We start from the raw sequence: 19144 nt of genomic DNA, 5'->3' as shown, positions 1-19144 counted from the left end.
TGATGCCATCAGTAGCTGCTGCGCCGGTATGGCACATAAACATTGAAAGTGCTGATGCCGAATCCGCACGGGCGACCGATCTGGGCGGCGAGTGTCGAGGTGGCCGGTGAATCGAACGCGGCTAGAATCCACACGGTTTCGCCATCCTCGACGAAGCCGCGTAGCTGCAGCAGATCCTCGCGCGCGGCAAGCGCTTCACGCACCGCGGCGACGATCGATTCCGCCGAGGCCACGCCGGCGATCAGCCGTACGCTCATCGCAAGCAGCCGGCTGACCGCTTGCGGATCGCGTTGTGCTTCTGCGCGCCCGTCGAGCGCGCCAGCCGCCACACGCGAGCGGCCCACCGTGCGCGGCAGCAGTCGCCTGCTCCACGGCGTCGATTGCGCGCCCGACACCTTGCGGTACGCGTCGCTATCGAGTGCATCCAGCGAGGTGAGGTCGTAGAGCGCCATCCAGCGCGGCCAGCCGTCCACGCAGACCCAGCGCGACGCCGACACGAATCCCGGCAACGCGAGGCGCTGCGGAAAATGCTCGGTGTCGTACCAGTCGTTGAACTCCTCTTCGAGCGAGGCGGGCGGCTCCATCGACACCATCAGCAAAGCGGGCCGAGCGGTGTGGGTCATCGGTAGTCTCTATCAATAAATGCTTCAATCTTGTCGAACACCTGCGCAGGCGTTTGCACTGCCATCAGATGACCGGCTGGCACCGTATCGAGCACGCTGCCCCGAATCAGCGCGGCTTGAGTGGCGACCCGCGCGGGCGGGCGCTGCAGATCGTGCTCGCCGGCGAGCAGCAGGCACGGACAGCGCAAGGCCGGCAACTGCGCGCGCAGATCGATGTCGCTGAGCGCGTCGTTTGCGAGCGCATAGCAGACAGGATCGTTGGCAAGCAGGCGCGCGCGGTAAGCAAGATGGGCTTCGAGCGCAAACGGATCGTCGCGCAACACCGGTGGCCACGACTGATCGAGCGTACTGTCGACGATCGCGCGCATGCCGTCCGCCCTCGCCCGTTGCGCGCGTTCACGCAACATGCCCCGTCGTGACGGATCGACGTCGAGGGCCGGCGCGCACATCACGATGCCAGCGACGCGTGCTGGATAGCGCGCCGCGAAGTCCACTGCGATCGGCGCGCCGGCAGCCGCCGCGACGAGCCAGCACGGTTCGTTCAGCGAAAGCTCGTCGAGCAGCGTGCGCAGATCATCGACATGGTCGGCAAGCGAGAACGGCACGCGGACCTTTTCCGAATCGCCATGTCCGCGCTGATCGTAGCGAAGTACGCGGCGCGACGCGCTCAACCTGGACACGATGGCATCCCAACTCGCGATGCTTCCGCCCAGTTCATGAATCAGCACGACCGTGCCGGCAGCCTCCGATCCCTCTGCTCCCGCGAGCACATAGCCCAGGCTGATACCCGAGGCGTCGATCCATGCCAGTTCGCTATCCTTCGACGCCAGCGGGGCAAGAGCTTCTGAAAGCGCGTTCATGAATGGCTGTCTCCGTTTCCAGTACTGTGCCCGGGGCACGACCTATTGACAAAAACCTTTTTTCGATGGAAAGCTATGCTCAAAAAGCATAGCTGTGGCACGTGCGGCACAACAGGAGACGATCATCGAAATCAGGGAACTGCGTTCATTCGTGCACATCGCGCGAGTGGGTAGCTTCAGCCGCGCGGCGGCGGAGTTGTACGTCGCGCAGCCGGCGTTGAGCCGGCAGATCGCCAAGCTCGAAGAAGAACTCGGCACCGCGCTGTTCGTGCGCCACGGGCGCGGTGTGCGTTTGACGAGCGGCGGTGCGCAGTTGCTCGAACGCGCGGAGATGATCATCAACTTCGTCGCGCAGACGGGTGAGCATGTGCGCGCGTCGAGCGATCGTCTGAGTGGGCATATCGCGCTCGGATTGCCGCCCGCGGTGGGGGTGCACGTATCGGCGCCGATCGTCGAAGCGTTTCGCGAGCGCTGGCCCGCGGTAGGGCTGCATATCCGCGAAGGGCTCAGCAGTTCGTTGCAGGAATGGCTGCTCGACCGGCGCGTCGATCTCGCGATCGTCTACAACCAGCCCGCGCTGGAAGCATTCGATGTGCTGCCGCTGTGCAACGAAGCGATGGTGATCGTCGGTCCGCCCGATGATACCGTGATCAAACGACGCGGCGGCGAGCCGCTGCGCATTCGCGATCTCGCCGAATTGCCGCTGATCGTGCCGGGTTTTCCACATGCGAACCGGCGCGTCCTCGAACAGGCGGCCGTTCAGCACGGCGTGCATCTGCGCGTCGTGCTGGAGGTGGATAGTGTCGCGCTGACCAAGGCGCTCGTGAATCGTGGCCTCGGCTACTCGCTGCTGACGTACACGGCCATTCAGGACGAAGTGCAGCGTGGCGATCTGCGAGCGCTGCCGATCGAGCGGCCGTCGATCCGCTCGATCGTCTCGCTTGCGACACTGCGTGAACAGCGCGCGTCGCGGCTCGTGCGCACGATGGCGGACGTCGTACGAGACAACGTGCACGAACTCGCGGTCAACGGCGCATGGAAGGACTACGTCACGTGGCTCGGCGACAGCGAACCCAACGCGACACGCGCGACCGCGGACGAATAAACGCGGATCACCGCATCGGATGACTTTGCCTTTTTTGCACTGCTGGCCAGGTGCCCCAACGAGAAGAGGCATATTGCCTCATGTCCATCTCTTCTTGATGGCAGACAGATGCCGCGCCATTGGCGTGACGTCGAGCGTCATGTATGGAAATTAAGGGCAGCGACCTGAGCAGGGTGTGCGGTTCGTCATGCGAGCCGACATTGAATACGCTTGCGTTCGCGATTTGGCCGGCTACACGCCAGAAATGACGCCCCCTCGCGCTGCAGCCGTTTGAACAGATCCTTGATCTCGGGGAAGTACTTCGACTTGGTAACGATGATACGGCGCGCAGCAGGATCTTCGGGGCCGTTCACCAGAAATGGCGTAGAAAGCCCTTGACCTTCCGCTTCCTTGTGGTCCTGCAGCAAGATGATGAGCGGCGAACGCCGCCGGAGAGGGTCCGGTCAGCGCGTCTGCACGGACAGATACAAGCGCGAAGGCTGATTCGCCATACCGCGACGAGCCGCACGAGCGGTCCGGCATACCCGCAATCAGGCCGCTTTGGGCCGGCCCTTGCGCCGCGCCGGAACCGGCTGCACATTGGTCACCACCGGCGCGACTTTCAGGCTGCGTTTGAAATACGGCGAGCTGAGCGTGGCCGCGCTCATGTCCGACACGGCTTCGAGCAACGCAGGCGCAAGCGCCTTCAAGCGCGCCTCAGGCAAGCGGCTCGTCGGCCCGGCGAGACTCACCACGCCGACGGCCAGCCCGGTGACGGGATGGCGGACAACCGCGGCCATCGACGTCATCCCCACCTCGTAGGTGTCGCTCGCGACGCCGTAGCCGCGTTTGCGCGCGCCAGCCAGGTCCTGGAGAAACTGCTGGATCGACTTCGGCGCCCTCGGCCCGGTCTGGCCCGCCTTGCCGATTCCACCCTGGCGCGATACCAGTTCGAGCGCCTCTTCGTCGCTCATCGTCGACAGCCACGCCTGCCCGCTCGCGGTGCAATGCAGCGGCGGCTGGCTGCCCATGTCCGGGTCGTAGCGCAGGCCGGATTTGGCGCCCTGCGCCTTGCCGACGAACGTGATGTGATCGTCCTCGACCACGCCGAGCCGCGCCAGTTCGCCCGAGGCCGAGGCGAGCCTGTCGAGCACGGGTTGCGAAATATCGAGCACGCCGCCCGTGGACAGCCAGATCAACGCCAGCGATACAAGCTTGAGCGCAAGGACGTACTCGCCGTGCTCGTCCTGCCGCACATAGCCTTCTTCGCTCAGTTCGGCGAGCAGGCGATGGGTTCCGCTGCGCGGGATGTTCAGCGTGTCGGCTATCGCGGCCAGTTGCATGCTGCCGCCCTGCTTCGCCAGCAATTCGATGATCGCCAGTGCCCGCTCAAGATTCCCCGCCATATTGAACTCTCAGTTCGACTTAGATACCGAATGAGAACACGATTCCACATCGGAATTCAAGCAACCCGCATTCCTGTGTGGTCCTGAGCGCCGGCCTAGTGGCCTGCAACCTCGACCCGCAGCACCGGCCCGCGATGCCGCGCGCCTTTCAGAAGCACCGCGGCGGCGCCGACTGCCGCGGGAATCGCCAGCGCCGTGAACACCTCGCCGAAGCCCCAGTTCGCGTGCAGCATGCTCGCGCCGAGCATGGCCCCCGCGATGCCGCCGAAGCGGCCGATGCCGAGCATCCAGCTCGTGCCGGTCGCGCGCATACGGGTCGGATACGATCCGGCGGCGAGTGCGCAAAAGCCGGTGTTGGAGCCGTTCATGCAGTAACCCATGCCGAACGCCAGCACGCTGATGCCGACGATGCCATGCCCCGGCAAACCCATGTACCACGCAAAGAGTCCGCCGACGAACACCGTCGCGCCCAACGCGCGGTGCGGGTTGACGCGGTCCATCAGCCAGCCGATCGCGAGCGAGCCGATGGTGCCGCCCGCCTGAAACAGCGCGCCGACGATCGCCGCCTGTTCGAGCGTAAAGCCGGCGCCGCGAATCAGGATCGGCAGCCAGCTACCAAGCAGGTACACCGTCAGCAGACCCGCGAAGTAGCAGACCCACAGCATCACTGTGCCGAACACATAGTCGCGCGAGAGGATCAGACGGACCGGGCTGCGTTCGCGCTGCGGCGTGCCGTGCGCGACGAAGCGCGTCGCGTGATCGGCGAGGCCGGCTGTGATGCGGTTCATCACCGTCACGAGGCGCGCGCGGCGCGTTTCCTTCAAGGCGAGAAAACGCGCGGACTCGGGCAGCCATTTGATCATCAGCGGCACGTAGAGAATCGGCAGCACGCCGCCGAGGATCAGCACCGAGTGCCAGCCATGCGCCGCGATCAACCATGCGCTGATGAAACCGCCGCCGGCCGCGCCGAGCGTGAAGCCGCAGAACACGGTCGTCACCATCAGCGCGCGGCAGCGTTGCGGCGCGTATTCGGCCATCAGCGTGGCGGCGTTGGGCATCGACGCGCCCAGCCCCAGGCCGGTCAGAAAACGCAGCACCGCCAGTTCGCCGACGTTGCTCGCGAACGCGGAACCCAGACTCCACACGCCGAAGAACAGCACCGCGCCGGTCATCACCGTCTTGCGGCCGAAGCGGTCCGCGAGCGGTCCCGCGCCCAGCGCGCCGAACGCGAGGCCGAGCAGGCCGCCGCTCATCACCGGGCCGAGCGCATCGCGCGGAATCGCCCAGGCGGTGGACAGCGCCGGCGCGATGAAGCCGACCATCACGGTGTCGAGCCCATCGAGCGTGACGATGAACATGCACATCAACAGCACGAGAATCTGAAAGCGCCCGACTGGTTGTTCGTCGAGAAGCTTTTGCACGTCGATGACGCGCGCCGCCTGTGCGTCTGACGCGACGGGCTTCAATGATGCCTTCATGGGTTGTCTCCGGATCGTTATTGGTTGTTATCGATGAGGGATGCCAGTCCGCGCTCCGTCTCGCGCGGGCTCGTCAGCGCACTGTGCGACGCTCACGCGTTTCAGCCGGCCGCGTACGTTTGCGCCAGCACGGCAAGCGTCGCCTCGCGCAGCTTGCGGGCACGTTCGAGTGCCGGCGCGGTCTTCGCCCACTGCTCTGTCGGCACCTCGATGCTGAGCGGCAGATGGTCGGGCAGCGCACGCAGAATGCCGGCGAGATCGATGCCGCCTTCGCCCGGGATCATCCGCTCGCAGCGCGCCTGGAAGAGCAGCGTCTCCAGATCGGTCGGGCGCTCGGCGGGCGCGTCGCAGAACTGCACGTAGCCGAAGTACTCGCGCGGCAACGCCGCGAGTTCGTCTGTCGACGAACCGGCGCGGTCGAAGTGGATCGGGTCGATGATGAGGCCGGTATTACTGCGGCCCGCGGCCTTGACGATGCGCGCACCCTGCGTGATGTCCTTCACGTCGGTCCACGGCATCGGCTCGAGCGACGGCGACAGTCCCAGCGGCTTCGCGAGATCGCAGAGTTGCGCGAGACGATCCGCGGTGCGCGCTTCGTCCGGGTCGTTGCCGGCCACCAGCACATAGCGTGCGCCGAGCTCCGCGCCGGTTTCGAGCATCGGCTTGTAATCGGCGACATTCGTGTCCGGCCTCAGGCGCAGAATCTCGATGTCGAGCACCTTGATGCCGGTGTCGCGCAAGCGCGCGAGCGTTTCGCGTTTCAGCGGCGTATCGCCGATGATCTCGTGGCGCACCTCGTGATCGGTTGCGGGCAACAGGCGCAGGCCGACGTAGTCGTAGCCCGCCTGCGCGGCGCACTCCACCATCTGCGGCGGGGTCAGTTCGAGCGCGGTCAATGCCGAGAGAGAAAGCGCGCGCGTGTTGTGCTGTGTCATGTCGTTTCCTTGAATCCGGTGGTTCGTTCGTACTCCATACGCGTTCAGCGCAGCGGCGAAAACGGTGCGGGCACGCAGATGGTCGATTCCATCGTGGTCAGATGCGCGGGGCCGCCCTTGGGCGGCCAGATGCCGTCCTTCACCGCTTCGGCGCGAATCCGCGAACGTTCGTCGACGCTCGCGTACGGCCATATGTTCAGAAAGCGCGGCACGGCGCCGTCGAGCGAATACATCGCGCCGATCAGCGGCGAGCGCTGCGTGCGTTCCGGCAGCGCTTTTTCCCACGCGTCGATGGTGTGCTGCAGGCTCGCGAGCTTCGTCCCATAGATGCGCATTTCGTAGATGCCGCCGTGCACGGCAGGCTCGATCGGCGGCAGGAAGGGGAACAGCGAATAGCTGTCGATCTTCACGTCGGTGACGAATTCGCCGCAGCCGAACGGGTTGCCTTCGAGCAGCATGCGCTTGCGCTCGCTGACGAGCGCGGCTTCCGATTCGAAGCCGCGCAGCACCAGCACTTGCCCCAGCGCGCCGATATCGGAATACCAGCATCCAAGCAGTTTCGAGCCGGGTTGATCACCGCTTGCCTTGATGCTTTCGAAGACCTGCGCATTCGAACCGATTTTCACGGTAAGCGTCACTACGTCATAGAGGGTCATGGGATATGTCCTTGCATGTGATTGGAGAGAGGCGCGGCGGACTCCGTCTGAGCCGAACCGGCGAGAGCGAGTCCGGCGATGTAGCCGAAGGTCATCGCCGGACCGAGCGTGATGCCGCCAGCGGGATAACAGCCGCCCATCATGCTGGCGCTGTCGTTGCCCGTCGCGAAGAGACCGGCAATCGGCCGGTGCTCGTCATCGAGGACGCGGGCAGCGGCATCGGTCGCCAGACCGGCGAAGGTGCCGAGGCTGCCGGGAAGCAGTTTGACCGCGTAGAACGGGCCGTTTTCGAGCGGCGCGACGCATGGGTTCGGCTTGTGAAGCGCGTCGCCCTGCATACGGGTGTACGGTGTCGAGCCTCGATGGAACTGCGGATCCATGCCGTGTTTCGCATACGTGTTGTAACTGGCCACGGTGTTCGCGAGCCCTTGCGGATCGATGCCGCACTGCGCGGCCAACCCGGCGAGACTGTCCGCGCGTTTCAGATAGCCCGAGCGCCGATAGGAGCCGGTCGGAAACGGAAACGGCCTCGATGCGCCCAGACCGTAACGGCGCTGGAATCGATGGTCGCAAACCAGCCATGCGCAGACTTCTTCGCCGTGCGGCGTTGCCTCGAAGAGCGCGCTCATCAGGTCGTAATAGGACGATGCTTCATTACCGAAGCGCTTGCCCGTGCGCGTCACCGCAATCACGCCCGGTTTCGCGCGTTCGATCAGATGCGGGAACGCCACCGGTGGCTCGCCCGCTGGTTGCGGTACGAGCGACACCGGCGCCCATGCGGCGGGCGCGCGGAGCGCTGCATCGAAATGGCCGCCGACCGCCTCGCCGATGCGAATGCCGTCGCCGCTATTGGACAACGGCGCGGCCGACCAATGCTCGCGCCCGGACGGCGTGTAGGAGAAGGTGCGCGCGCGGCGCGCTACGTCATGCGGATAGCCTCCGCACGCCAGCACCACACCCCGCGCGGCTCGCACCTCCTTGACGATTCCATCGATCTCGATGTGTGCTCCCACCACGCGGCCCGCCTCGCGGATCAGGCCAACGGCTTTCGCATTCGAGCGCAGATCGACGTCATGATCCACCGCCGATTTCAGCAAACGCGCAACCAACGCGTGACCGTTGACCAGATGCATCGAACGGCCATAGCGCAGCTTGTGCAGCGCGAACGTGGCTAACCTTCGCGTGACATACATCGCGGAGCGCAGCGACCGCGTCGCGTTGAAGAAATGGCTGAGGTCAGCGCCGGAGGCGATTCCCATCCCGCCAAGCGTCGTCGTGGCGAGCGGTTGCCGCAGCTTGTCGATGAGCGGTCCCAGTTCACGGCCGTCGAACGGCATTGCGCAGACCGAGCGGCCGCCGGTGCCGGCGCCGCCCGACGTGTGAAAGTCCGGAATCCGGTTGCCGTCGACGAAACGCATCGACGTATGCCGCTCGAAGAATTCGACCATTCGCGGGCCGTGGTTCAGCAACGCGCCCGTCTTCGCCGCATCGAAATGCGAGCCGAGTTCGTTGCGCAGATAGGCGCGCGGCGCTTCGACGTCCTCGGTGATCCCCGCACGTACGGCGAGCGGATTGCCGGGTATCCACATCCAGCCGCCGGACCACGCCGTCGTGCCGCCGAAGACCGCCTCCTTTTCCGCCACGATGACCCGCAGTCCCCGCACGGCGGCGGTGACCGCCGCGGAGAGGCCGCCCGCGCCGGAGCCCAGTACCAGCACATCACATTCGAGCATCGGTTCGCGCTTCATGGCCAATCCGCTTCATCCTCAGGGTGGTTCGATTTGTTGAATACTATTCCATATTGTTATTTTATTCAAACGATGCTTAACCCTTAGCTCTCCGATGCAGAACCATGCCGCGCCTCCCTCAAAGGGTCGGCGCGACGCGCCCTCCCGCCGCCACCGCGCGATGCACGGCGAAGGTTGCGGCCAGTGTGCGCGCGGCGTCGTCACCCGAACAGACCGGGGTTTCGTCACCGGCGATCAGCGCCGCGAAATGGCGCAACTGCTCGGCGTAGGGGTCGCCGCTGTGCGGCGTGGTGCGCTCGTGCGTCAGCGGTTCGTGCCAGCCTTTGCCGCTGCGGTACTCCCAGACGTCGAGCTGCGGCAAGGTCAGCGACGCATCTGTGCCCGACACGAAATGCGTGTTCACCTGCTGACGGGGATAGTGCGCCGCCTCGCCCGCGGCGAGGTCCCAGTTCCAGGGCGACGCCGCGCAATCGGACACGGCCAGCGTGCCCAGCGCGCCATTCGCGAAGCGCAGGATGACGGCTGCGGTGTCCTCGACTTCGAAGCCCCGTATCGCGTTGGACGTCAGCGCCTGCACGTCGACGATATCGCCGAGCAGGAAGCGCATCATGTCGATGTCGTGAATCAGATTGATCAGGACCGGCCCGCCGCCCTGGCGACGGCGCCATTCGACGTCGAAATAGGCGTCCGGTTTGTAGAAGGTGGCGAGAGCCGTGGCGGTCACCGGTTTGCCCAGTCGTCCCGACTGCACGATGTCGCGCGCGCGTCGCAGAATCGGATTGTGGCGGCGATGATGGCCGACGAGCAGCGGCACGCGCGCTTCGACGGCGGCGTCGTTCAGTTGGCGCGCCTGTTCGACGGTATCTGCCACCGGCTTTTCCATCAGCACCGGCACGCCGCGCGCGATACAGTCGCGCCCAACATCGACATGCGTCGCATTGGGTGTCGCGACGATCGCGCCTTCGGGCCGCACCTCGTCGAGCATCGACCGGTAGTCGGCGAACCAGCGCAGCCGCTGCTCGCGCGCGAAGCTTTCCGCCTGCGGTGAAGGATCGGCGATCGCGACGATTTCGCACTGCGCATGCGAACGCGCGCGCTCGACGTGCATGCGCCCAATGGCTCCCGCGCCGATCAATGCCAAACGTCTCCTGCTCATCTGTCTCTCCTTGGATTTGAGTGCTTCTGTAGTTGGCCGGAACAGCGATCACAGCGTCTGAAACCTCATCTATTTGTTGAATACTATTCCATATCAGATTAAAGTTCATCTAAATATGCGCAGCAAGGACAATCGATTCGGTCTGGATGCACGCGCACCGTACCCGCTGCGCAACGGAACCCGGAGACATCAAAGGAGGTTGGAAACAGCATGAGTCAGCAGAACGCATCTTCATTTTCTCCGTCGCTCGATGAAGGCCTGAGTGGCGCGACGCGTATCTATTTCATCGTCGGCGATCCGATCGCGCAGGTCCGTTCGCCTGCCGGCGTCACCGCCGCATTGCGGGCGGCCGGCCGCGACGCGCTGGTGGTGCCCGCTCACGTGGCGCCCGCCGATCTCCCCGCCTTCTTCACGGGCGTGAAGCCGATGCACAACGTCGACGGCGTGATCATTACCGTGCCGCACAAGTTCAGCGCAGCCGGATACTGCACGACGCTTTCCGACGAAGCGGCCTTCCTCGGCGCGGTCAATACGCTGCGCCGTATGCCCGACGGCCACTGGCACGGCGGCATGTTCGACGGCACGGGATTCGTCGCGGCGCTGAACGACGCGGGGTGTGAACCGACGGGTAAGCGCGCGCTGCTCATCGGCGCCGGCGGCGCGGGGTCGGCGATCGGCCATGCACTCGTGAGCGCGGGCGTCGGTTCGCTCGACGTCCGCGATAACGATGCGGACCGCACGACGTCGCTGACCGGGCGGCTCAATGCACTGCAACGTGGCAAGGTGGGCAGCGCCGCAGCCGATGTCGAAGCGCACACGTTCGATATCGTGGTCAACGCGTCGCCGCTCGGCATGCGCGCGGATGACCCGTTGCCTATCGATGTGTCGCGCTTACGGCCGCAGACCTTCGTTGGCGACGTCGTTACGAAGCCGCCGCTCACGCCGTTTATCGAAGCGGCGCGTGCCCGTGGCTGCCCGACGGTGACCGGCACGCAGATGTTCGGCCGTGTCTGCGACCGTATGGTGGAATTTCTGCTGGAAGCGGCGCAGCCATAAGCACAATGCACGGCGCACACGCGAATCTGCGTGTGTGCCGTACGCTGGAAAAAAGCCCGCCGTCAATGCGTGGGAACCGGCACCCGTATCGACGCCTTCGCTGTGTTAGACGGTTGCCGCGCTGACGAGCGCCTCGTCATGTGGTTCGTAGTCCATCGCATGCGCCGCATGACGGCCCGCGATGTAGCCGAACGTCATCGCAGGGCCGAGGTTGATGCCGCCGGACGGATAGCATCCGCCCATCACACTCGCCATATCCGTTCCCACCGCGTACAGACCGGCAATCGGATGGCTGTCCTTAGTCAACACTTGCGCGGACCCGTTGGTTTTAAGGCCGGCGAACGTGCCGAAGCTGCCCGGCAAAACTTTGACCGCGTAGAACGGTCCCTGCTCGAGCGGTGCGACGCAAGGATTCGGCCCCCCATGCAGAGGGTCGCCGCCCTTGCGGTTATACGGCGTCGAGCCGCGTCCGAACTCCGGGTCCTCGCCGCGGCGAGCATGCTCGTTGTAGCGCGTCACTGTCGCCGTCAATGTATCGGGGGCGATACCGCAACGCTTCGCCAGCGCTTCGATCGTCGAACCTCGCTGCAGATAGCCGTTGCGAATCAACGAACCGACCGGCACAGGAAAAGGCCGCGCATAGCCCAGACCATAGCGGCGCAAAAACCGGTGATCGCAGATGAGCCACGAAGCGACTTCTTGCCCGTCAGGCGCCGCCGCGACCATCGCCGACGTGTAGTCGTAGTAGCCATCCGCCTCGTTCACGAAGCGCTTGCCGTTCGAGAGCACGCCGATCACACCGGGCTTCGCGCGGTCGATGATGTGCGGGAAGTGGCCAACGCTGCCGTCAGCATGGGTGACTTTCGACACCGGCGCCCAGGCGGCCGCCGACGCCACATCCGTGAAGAGATAGCCGCCGGCCGATTCTCCGAGACTGACGCCGTCGCCCGAGCAACTTTCGGGGGGCAGCGCGAGGTGTTCGCGGCCCGTCGGCGTACGCGCGAAGAGCGCCTTGCGCCGCGCCACGTCGTTGGGGAAACCGCCGGCGGCCAGCACGACGCCCCTCGTCGCGCGAATCGTCACGTCCCCTTTGAGCGTCGCAACAACCGCTCCGCGCACCGCGCTCCCTTCGAACACCAGGCGTTGTGCGGGTGCCGACTCCATCAGGACGACACCCAGGTCCTGCGCCGATTTGACGAGACGCGCGACCAACGCCACGCCGTTGACCAGCTGCATCGCGCGGCCATAGAGCGCGAGATCCAGTAGATGCCGCGTAAAACGCTTCGTCACGTGGATAAATGATTTGAGCGAGCGCGTCATGCTCAGGAAAGCCATCAGGTCCGCGCCCGCCATGATCGGCATACCCATGAACGCGGTCTCGCGCATGGTTTTGCGCAGACGTTTGATCAGCGGACCGACCTGACGTCCGTCGTAGGGAGCGGCAATGACCTGGTGGCCTTGCGTGGCCGCGCCTTCGACGTTGCCATGCACATCGGGGATGCCATTGCCGTCCGCGAATTGCAGCGACGTATGCGCTTCGAAGAAGGAGACCATGTGCGGACAGTTGTCGAGAAACGCGTCGACACGCTGCGCGTCGTAACGGTGGCCGAGTTCGTTCCTGAGGTAAGTGCGCGGCTGCTGCGGATCTTCGTGGATGCCCGCGCATTTGGCCAGCGGATTGCCCGGAACCCACATCCAGCCGCCCGACCACGCCGTTGCGCCACCGAATACGGCATCTTTTTCGACCACGATCACCTTGAGGCCATGCCATGCGGCCGTTACCGCGGCGGCCAGACCCGAGGCACCGGAGCCGATCACGAGCAGGTCGCAGTCCATCTGATTTGAAGTGTTCATTTCCACAGTTGCTTCGAAAGACGCTCTTTACTGGCGCTACTTGCTGCGTTGGCCGGGTTGATCAACGATGGCGGCCCTCGAATCCATGCACTTCGAGCCGAAGTATGACGCTGTACCGGGGGAAGGGAATTCTGGTCTTTTTAGTGCATTCATCCGACTAAGTTGAATTTCGTTCTCTTTGGAATACTATTCCACAATAGGTGCGGACGTGTCAATGTCGGCCCTGGGCGCTCAAAGGGGCACCAGCGTTGAAACCCGAATCTGGATGTCGAAAAAACGCGGGCGCTCTCCGGGGCAACTCACCTGTCGAGACGGTATGGAGAGCAGCCTACACGGTGCGTGCAGGTCAATCAGGACCGGTCAACAGTCAGTGCCAACCGGTCGGGCGTTCAGTTCACCTCAAATAATCGGCGCGCCACCCGTTACTGCAATCGTGGCGCCCGAGATGTAACTCGCTTCGTCCGAGGCAAGCATCACATAGGCCGCCGCCAATTCAGCGGGTTGACCGGGTCGCTTCATCGGGACCTGCTCACCGAATTTTTCGACCTTCTCCGGCGGCATCGTGGACGGAATCAGCGGCGTCCAGATCGGGCCGGGAGCCACACAGTTTGCGCGAATGCCTTTTTCGGCCAGCAACTGCGCAAGTCCGCCGGTAAAGTTCTGAATCGCGCCTTTGGTCGTCGCATAGGCGATCAGTCCGGGATTCGGATGGTCGGCGTTGATGGACGTCGTGTTGATGATCGCCGCACCCGCCTTCATGTGCCTGACCGCCGCGCGCGTGATCCTGAACATCGCACCGATGTTGGTATCGAAGGTCTTGTCCCACTCTTCGTCGCTGATGCCATCGAGCGACGGGTAGCTCATCTGATACGCCGCATTGTTGACCAGTACGTCGAGCCGGCCGAACGCGTCGATGGCCTTGTCGACGATGGCATCGCAATGCGGCCGCGAGGTGATGTCGCCCGGCACCAGCACCGCCTTGCGGCCCGCCTCCTCCACCCAGCGAGCGGTTTCGCGTGCATCGTCGTCCTCGTCGAGGTAGGAGATCAGCACGTCCGCACCTTCGCGCGCAAATGCGATAGCGACTGCGCGGCCGATGCCGCTGTCGCCGCCGGTCACGATCGCCGCTTTGCCCGCAAGGCGGCCAGAGCCCTTGTACGTTCGTTCGCCATGATCGGGTTGCGGATTCATTTCAGCCGTCGTGCCCGGCGTGCGATGTTGCTGCTGGGCGGGAAACGGCGGCGTGGGGCGTTGGATGGCGCTCATGTCAAATCTCCAGGTGCGGGCGGATAGGCGCGGCGTGCGGGAAAATGCACGGCATTGCGGTCAGCGTTCATGACGGAGATGAGCAACCTTTGGGCCCAGCAGGTATGGCCTGCGCGAAGAGACGGCATGCCGGGCGACGGTAGCCCAGACCGACATGTATTAACGACTGCACGTGTGAACTCATCGAGGCGCGGCTGATCGCGCCGGACGCGCATCCGCCCCACCGGAAACGCCGCGAGGTGTACTGCCATTTCGACGATGACGTCAAGGCACGCGCGCCTTTCGACGCGCAGCGGCTGATGAATCGGTGAAGGTTGCAGCGAGCGGGTTCGGCAGCGTGAGTGAGGCAGGCCTGGATCTCACGAACCAGCGGGTTTGCGCTGATGAGTCAGTTTCTCCGCGCTGCGAAGCGCGTCGACGATCGTGGCATAAACACGCTGACGGGTCGCCGGATCAGGCGCGCGCAATGCAAACGATGGATGATATGTCGCCACCACCAGATGCTCGCCGTGCTCGATCGCCTTGCCGAGCGCGTCCTGCAACCGTGCGTGTGAATCGTCGAGTACGGCTTTGAGTGCAGTGGCGCCCAATGCGACGATCACACGCGCCCCTATGCGGTGAAGTTCCTGTTTGAGCCAGTATTCACAAGCATCGATCTCCCTTTGCCCCGGCGTCTTGTGCATACGACGCTTGCCACGCGGGGTCCACTTGAAATGTTTGACCGCATTCGTCACGTAGACCTCATTGCGCACGAGGCCCGCTTCTTCGAGCGCCTTGTCCATCAACGCGCCGGCCGGTCCGACAAAGGGCCTGCCCTGACGGTCTTCCGCGTCGCCCGGCTGCTCGCCGACCAATACGATCGCCGCGTGACGTGGCCCTTCGCCTGGCACCGCTTGCGTTGCATTGCGCCAAAGCGCGCAGCGTCGGCAATCGTCGAGGGTTGCAGGCTGCTGATCGCGCTCGACATCCGCGTCGGGATGCGTGTCGCCGCGCGTGCGCCGAGGGGGCTTGTCGTCTGTCGTGGACCGCATGTCTGCGATGCCTATGAATGACGGGTCGAGTCGGGCGGGATCGGGTTTTTGTCCTGCGAAGACTGCAACGCGTTTTCTGAGCGGCTATGTTTGCGTTTCTCTTCGATATCTCGCGCGTTCTGCGCGGTATCGGGTGGCGTGTTCGTGTTAGCGGCGCTTGCGCGCTTACTGGGGTTGCCATCCACAGTGCTCTGCGCCGGATGGTCTGCTGTGGGTTTCATCATGCCCTCCGCGGGGTAGAGTTCGGGGACGCCGGCGGCGTCAGCGCAACGTAGTCAGTCGCGACAGGCCACGCATGCGCATGGGGTCTTACCGTGGACGCCGCTTGCGAACGGTGCCCACGGTATCTCGTCACGACATGCCATCAAGGCTGCCGCTGACCGCCTTGATGCTGCGGCGTCTTCTGCTGATTCTGCTGTTGCTGGCCCTGCTGTTTGCCCGCGTTCTTCGGATTGCCGGGCTGTGTATTCGATTGCTTCGTATCAGTCATCTTCCACTCCTTTCGCCGGTTGAGCCGGCAGCTATTGAGGTCTTGCAGGCAGCGTTGCGCAATGCTCTAAAACCGTAAAGCGACGCTTGCTACCCCGGCCTACCCTCGTTGTATTCGACCCGTACACCGGCGGGCAGCCAAGGCTCCTTGTGACGACACCACAACTCGTAGCTCGGCTCATAAATGCCCACGCGATCGAACGCACCCAATGGCAAGTCGAGCTCGTCGCCACCGACATACTCCATGAACGCGACCGACCCGCACGTCGGGCAAAAATGCCGCCGCGCGCCGGGCGAACTCGGCCAGGCCTGAGTAGACCCCGAGAATTCCACCGCGCTGCGTTCGAACATCGCGTAGCCGCCAAAGACGTTGCCATGGATGCGCCGGCAAGTCATGCAATGGCAGAGCGACACCCGCCGCGGTCGCGCATTGACGCGAAAGCGCACCGCACCACACGCACATCCTCCGGTTTCCTCAACCGGTTCGCTACTGGTTGACATAGCTGACATAGGTTCCTCGCTGGCGGATTCCCCGTAACCGCCATCCACTTGCGCTACTTGTCGCTCTTCTTCGGGATCTTCGCGCCCGATTTGCGCGCCTGGTTCAAAGCGATCGCCACGGCCTGCTTGTGCGGCTTGCCGTGCTTCGTCTCGGTCTTGATGTTGCGCGACACCGTATCTTTCGAGGTTCCTCTTTTCAGCGGCATGATCTTCTCCTTTCGCTGTCAGTGAGAAATGCGGCGACGTGACAACGCGCCGCCATAGCAAGCGAGCATACGATGTGCCCAGCGCCGAATTGGGCAGGAATGACACTTGCTGTGAACCTGCGCGCAGACCACCGGGAGTACGTCATGAAGCAAATCGCGCTGGAACGGCTGCGGCCTTCACAGATGACGCACGGTATGCGGGAAGTCGCAAAGAAGTCCGAGCAATATCGAAGCCTGTCGGAGCACGACCGTCAAATGGCCATCGCAGAAAAGCCCGTGCCGATCGTGCTGGGTCCAAACGCAGTGCCGTATCTGACCGATCATCACCATATCGTCGCCGCGCTCCACGCGCTGCGGATAGCGGCAGTGCCGGTTGTACTGCTTGAAGACCTATCCTCGCTGACGCCCGAAAAGTTCTGGCTGACGATGGAAGACCGGCGCTGGACATACCCCTACGATGAACAAGGCTGCCGCCGGCCTTTCAGCGACATGCCGCGACATGTCTGGGAACTGCCGAACGATGAATATCGCAGTCTCGCCGCTTTTGCCCGCGACGCGGGAGCCTTTGAAAAAACCGACACACCGCTGGCGGAGTTTCGCTGGGCCGATCTTCTGCGCAGTCTGCTGCCTGCGCCGACCAACGCTGACGAGTTCGACGACGCGCTTCGCAAGGCGATCCAACTCGCTCGCAGCGATTTAGCGACCGGGCTACCGGGTTTTCTCGGCAAGTCATAGCGGAGTCTGGCGTAGAAAGGATCAACTGCCGAAATAGATCGGACAGAAGCTGACCGGACCGACACAAGCTGACGTCGAGGCAACGAACCAGCATCGCCATCGCCGATGTCATCGACGCGAAAATCAACGACTCGCAGCCGTCGTTGCAGACTCCGTTGCGCGCCATCAGACGCGGGCGTTGAAAAAGAAGAGCAGCGATCCTACCAGTGCATCATACGGGGCCCGAGAAGACTGCCAAGAAGCGCCGGCGCCGCCATGCCGAGCAGGTACCACGCCGCCCAGAACGGCACGTTCATCTCGGGGCAACGCAGGCAGTAAGCCGACGCGCCGATCGCGCCGGCAAGCAGCCCGGTCGCGGCCCCGGCGAGTTGCGGACGGGTAGGCGCCAAGCCACGCATTGCCCACAGCAATGCGCCGAGCGCCGGCATCGACAGCAATACGATGTTGAGCGAGCAGGTGCGCCACGTGTGTCCCAAAATCAGCTCCCCGCGCACTTCGGGAGCCGCCACCGCGAGCACCAGGAGCGCGGCGAGGCATACCATGCCCACGGGAAGCGCCAGCGCAACCCACGCGCGGCCGACGCGCACGCCGGGTTGTGACAGACGCGACGTCACACACACGGCGGCTGGCGTCATCGTGAGTGGCAATGCGAGCTTGGCCCAGAACGCGGGCATCGTCACGCGCGTCATGAGGCCTGCGGCGGCGCCGGGCAGGAGCATGAGCAGCAACAGCGCGGCGGCGAGGCTGATCGCGAAGCCAAGGCCAAGGCGGCTCGCCACCGCCGCACGCGACGGGGGGCGGGGGCTGTCCACCAGCATCGTGATGAGTTCGTCAGTCTTCATACGATTTTCCCCGGATTTTTGCCGCGAGTGCTTTGAGCGCGCGATGCACGCCGACCTTCACCGCCGATTCGGACAGGCCCGTTGCCGCCGCGGTCTCCGCCACTGACAAGCCCAGCACCTTCATCTGCTCGACCAGCCCACGCTGCCGCGGCGGCAAAGTGGCCAGCAACTGTTGCAGATCGCGCTGCGCTTCGAGCGTGTCGATCTGCGATGCCGCCTCGGGTTCGGTCGTGTCGCCTAGCGGCTCGAAAAGCGCCCCGTGGCGCAAGAGCGAACGGAAATGATCGGCGAGTTTGTAACGCACAATCGCGCTGATCCACGCGGTCAACGGTACGTCCGGCCTGAATGTGTCGAGCCCGTTATGCACGGCGATCAGGATTTCCTGCACGAGGTCTTCGATGTCCGCGTCCTGCTGATGCAGACGCTTGCGCAGACGCACGCGCAGATGACGCGCGAGCTCTTCGAGAAAGCGCTGATACGCGCGCTTGTCCCCGTTGATCGAACGCACGAGCAGCGCCGTGAGTCGGCGTTCGGCTTGCGACATCATCGACTTCGCGCCGTCGTCCAGCGGCGTGGACGACGGCTTGCGGCAACCGGCGCAAGGGGGCAATGTCATCGCCGGAAGGTCGCGGTTTTGCACGTCACGCTTGCAGTAATCCTTCCGTGCGGCGCGCGTACCAGCGCGCCAGCATGCCGTCCACGGCGAGCGGCCCCGAGCCGCCGAACACCAGCGAGATCAACCCGGCAACGTATAGCAGGTCGGTTTCATAGCCCGGCGCCCCGAATTGCGGCACCCCGCCCACTGCCGACATCAGCTTGATCGATGTGAATCCGTAGGGGAGATGCACGGTGAAAGTCGCGACGAGCAGCACCGCGATCATCGGTATCGTGACAAGCGGCACGAAGGCGCCGGCGAGAATGGCGCAGCCGCCAAGCAGTTCGATGACGATGGTGCTCCACGCCATCAGGTGCGGAGCCGGCACGCCGAGCGCGTGGAGGATCGCGACGAAGTTATCCGGGTGCTTGACGAGTTTTGCATAACCATGCGCCATAAAACCGTAGCCGACGATCAGACGGATCGGCAGCGGCGCGAAACGGCCAAAGCGTGGCGTAAGCCAGGATGGATTAACGAAGGCGGACAGCGCGCGAAGGAGGTTCATAAGCGGTCAACGTCACGATGATCGAGAGAACGGACGCACCGCCGCCATGCAAAACGGC

22 protein-coding genes and 1 pseudogene are annotated in these 19144 nt (G+C 64.2%); 4 read left to right on the top strand and 19 right to left on the bottom strand.

Features of this window, described 5'->3' with window-relative positions; translation table 11 throughout:
- Nucleotides 1-8: 8 nt before the first annotated feature.
- Together ACZ9H4_RS30395 and ACZ9H4_RS30390 are read right to left on the bottom strand one after the other, a co-directional pair.
- Nucleotides 9-623, bottom strand: coding sequence for a hypothetical protein (locus ACZ9H4_RS30395; protein ID WP_408152208.1), 615 nt, complete (start codon nt 621-623; stop codon nt 9-11).
- Nucleotides 620-1483 carry an alpha/beta fold hydrolase gene (locus ACZ9H4_RS30390; RefSeq protein WP_408152207.1) on the bottom strand — a complete coding sequence of 288 codons (864 nt, stop codon included), beginning with the start codon at nt 1481-1483 and terminating at the stop codon, nt 620-622. Before ACZ9H4_RS30390 ends, ACZ9H4_RS30395 begins: the two co-directional genes overlap by 4 nt.
- Nucleotides 1484-1577: 94 nt before the next feature.
- Here ACZ9H4_RS30390 and ACZ9H4_RS30385 point away from each other — a divergent pair, with 94 nt between their 5' ends.
- Entirely contained in the window at nt 1578-2588 is a 1011-nt protein-coding gene (locus ACZ9H4_RS30385) for a LysR substrate-binding domain-containing protein (protein WP_408141122.1), read from the top strand.
- Between the two features lie 7 nt (nt 2589-2595).
- On the opposite strand, the gene ACZ9H4_RS30380 is transcribed toward ACZ9H4_RS30385, so the two are convergent.
- The 8 genes from ACZ9H4_RS30380 to ACZ9H4_RS30345 form a co-directional block, all read right to left on the bottom strand.
- Entirely contained in the window at nt 2596-2811 is a 216-nt protein-coding gene (locus ACZ9H4_RS30380; protein WP_408152348.1) for a hypothetical protein, read from the bottom strand.
- On the bottom strand, nt 2774-2995 hold the full coding sequence (locus ACZ9H4_RS30375; protein WP_408152206.1) for a hypothetical protein: 222 nt from the start codon (nt 2993-2995) through the stop codon (nt 2774-2776). Before ACZ9H4_RS30375 ends, ACZ9H4_RS30380 begins: the two co-directional genes overlap by 38 nt.
- A 123-nt stretch (nt 2996-3118) precedes the next feature.
- Nucleotides 3119-3973, bottom strand: coding sequence for an IclR family transcriptional regulator (locus ACZ9H4_RS30370; RefSeq protein WP_408141121.1), 855 nt, complete (start codon nt 3971-3973; stop codon nt 3119-3121).
- Between the two features lie 95 nt (nt 3974-4068).
- Nucleotides 4069-5451: an MFS transporter gene (locus tag ACZ9H4_RS30365; protein ID WP_408152205.1), complete on the bottom strand. Its 1383-nt coding sequence runs from the start codon at nt 5449-5451 to the stop codon at nt 4069-4071.
- A 101-nt stretch (nt 5452-5552) separates the two neighbouring features.
- Complete coding sequence (locus tag ACZ9H4_RS30360; RefSeq protein ID WP_408152204.1) at nt 5553-6386, bottom strand: sugar phosphate isomerase/epimerase family protein; 834 nt, start codon at nt 6384-6386, stop codon at nt 5553-5555.
- 44 nt (nt 6387-6430) lie between these two features.
- On the bottom strand, nt 6431-7042 hold the full coding sequence (locus ACZ9H4_RS30355; RefSeq protein ID WP_408152203.1) for an NIPSNAP family protein: 612 nt from the start codon (nt 7040-7042) through the stop codon (nt 6431-6433).
- On the bottom strand, nt 7039-8790 hold the full coding sequence (locus ACZ9H4_RS30350) for an FAD-dependent oxidoreductase (protein ID WP_408152202.1): 1752 nt from the start codon (nt 8788-8790) through the stop codon (nt 7039-7041). Before ACZ9H4_RS30350 ends, ACZ9H4_RS30355 begins: the two co-directional genes overlap by 4 nt.
- Before the next feature lie 118 nt (nt 8791-8908).
- Nucleotides 8909-9946, bottom strand: coding sequence for a Gfo/Idh/MocA family protein (locus ACZ9H4_RS30345; RefSeq protein ID WP_408152201.1), 1038 nt, complete (start codon nt 9944-9946; stop codon nt 8909-8911).
- A 210-nt stretch (nt 9947-10156) separates the two neighbouring features.
- Here ACZ9H4_RS30345 and ACZ9H4_RS30340 point away from each other — a divergent pair, with 210 nt between their 5' ends.
- Nucleotides 10157-11002: a shikimate dehydrogenase family protein gene (locus ACZ9H4_RS30340; protein ID WP_408152200.1), complete on the top strand. Its 846-nt coding sequence runs from the start codon at nt 10157-10159 to the stop codon at nt 11000-11002.
- A gap of 105 nt (nt 11003-11107) precedes the next feature.
- On the opposite strand, the gene ACZ9H4_RS30335 is transcribed toward ACZ9H4_RS30340, so the two are convergent.
- Both ACZ9H4_RS30335 and ACZ9H4_RS30330 read right to left on the bottom strand, forming a co-directional pair.
- Complete coding sequence (locus ACZ9H4_RS30335) at nt 11108-12856, bottom strand: FAD-dependent oxidoreductase (protein WP_408152199.1); 1749 nt, start codon at nt 12854-12856, stop codon at nt 11108-11110.
- A 399-nt stretch (nt 12857-13255) separates the two neighbouring features.
- Entirely contained in the window at nt 13256-14122 is an 867-nt protein-coding gene (locus tag ACZ9H4_RS30330; RefSeq protein WP_408152198.1) for a glucose 1-dehydrogenase, read from the bottom strand.
- Nucleotides 14123-14307: 185 nt separating this feature from the next.
- Here ACZ9H4_RS30330 and ACZ9H4_RS30325 point away from each other — a divergent pair.
- A pseudogene (locus ACZ9H4_RS30325) lies at nt 14308-14433 on the top strand (DUF72 domain-containing protein); the annotation flags it as partial.
- Nucleotides 14434-14481: 48 nt separating this feature from the next.
- On the opposite strand, the gene ACZ9H4_RS30320 reads toward ACZ9H4_RS30325, so the two are convergent.
- From ACZ9H4_RS30320 to ACZ9H4_RS30305, 4 genes are all read right to left on the bottom strand, one after another.
- Nucleotides 14482-15153 (bottom strand): UdgX family uracil-DNA binding protein, encoded by a 672-nt coding sequence (locus tag ACZ9H4_RS30320; RefSeq protein ID WP_408152197.1) that lies wholly within the window; start codon nt 15151-15153, stop codon nt 14482-14484.
- Nucleotides 15154-15517: 364 nt separating this feature from the next.
- The gene (locus ACZ9H4_RS30315) at nt 15518-15643 is read right to left on the bottom strand and encodes a hypothetical protein (protein ID WP_408152196.1); all 126 of its coding nucleotides are present in this window, start codon (nt 15641-15643) and stop codon (nt 15518-15520) included.
- A gap of 89 nt (nt 15644-15732) precedes the next feature.
- The gene (locus ACZ9H4_RS30310) at nt 15733-16152 is read right to left on the bottom strand and encodes a GFA family protein (protein WP_408152195.1); all 420 of its coding nucleotides are present in this window, start codon (nt 16150-16152) and stop codon (nt 15733-15735) included.
- Between the two features lie 44 nt (nt 16153-16196).
- The gene (locus ACZ9H4_RS30305; RefSeq protein ID WP_199731465.1) at nt 16197-16349 is read right to left on the bottom strand and encodes a DUF6496 domain-containing protein; all 153 of its coding nucleotides are present in this window, start codon (nt 16347-16349) and stop codon (nt 16197-16199) included.
- 144 nt (nt 16350-16493) lie between these two features.
- Here ACZ9H4_RS30305 and ACZ9H4_RS30300 point away from each other — a divergent pair, with 144 nt between their 5' ends.
- Nucleotides 16494-17084, top strand: a complete 591-nt coding sequence (locus ACZ9H4_RS30300; protein WP_408141109.1) for a ParB-like protein — start codon at nt 16494-16496, stop codon at nt 17082-17084.
- 200 nt (nt 17085-17284) lie between these two features.
- On the opposite strand, the gene ACZ9H4_RS30295 is transcribed toward ACZ9H4_RS30300, so the two are convergent.
- From ACZ9H4_RS30295 to ACZ9H4_RS30285, 3 genes are read right to left on the bottom strand one after another with little or no spacing between them, the layout of a single operon-like run.
- Nucleotides 17285-17926: an NrsF family protein gene (locus ACZ9H4_RS30295; protein ID WP_408152194.1), complete on the bottom strand. Its 642-nt coding sequence runs from the start codon at nt 17924-17926 to the stop codon at nt 17285-17287.
- Entirely contained in the window at nt 17916-18542 is a 627-nt protein-coding gene (locus tag ACZ9H4_RS30290; protein WP_408152193.1) for a sigma-70 family RNA polymerase sigma factor, read from the bottom strand. Before ACZ9H4_RS30290 ends, ACZ9H4_RS30295 begins: the two co-directional genes overlap by 11 nt.
- A gap of 25 nt (nt 18543-18567) precedes the next feature.
- Nucleotides 18568-19086: a DoxX family protein gene (locus tag ACZ9H4_RS30285; RefSeq protein ID WP_408141106.1), complete on the bottom strand. Its 519-nt coding sequence runs from the start codon at nt 19084-19086 to the stop codon at nt 18568-18570.
- Nucleotides 19087-19144 lie beyond the last annotated feature (58 nt).

This window comes from Paraburkholderia sp. TE9906 (assembly GCF_056279605.1).
This window is presented reverse-complemented; position numbering and strand designations above follow the sequence as displayed.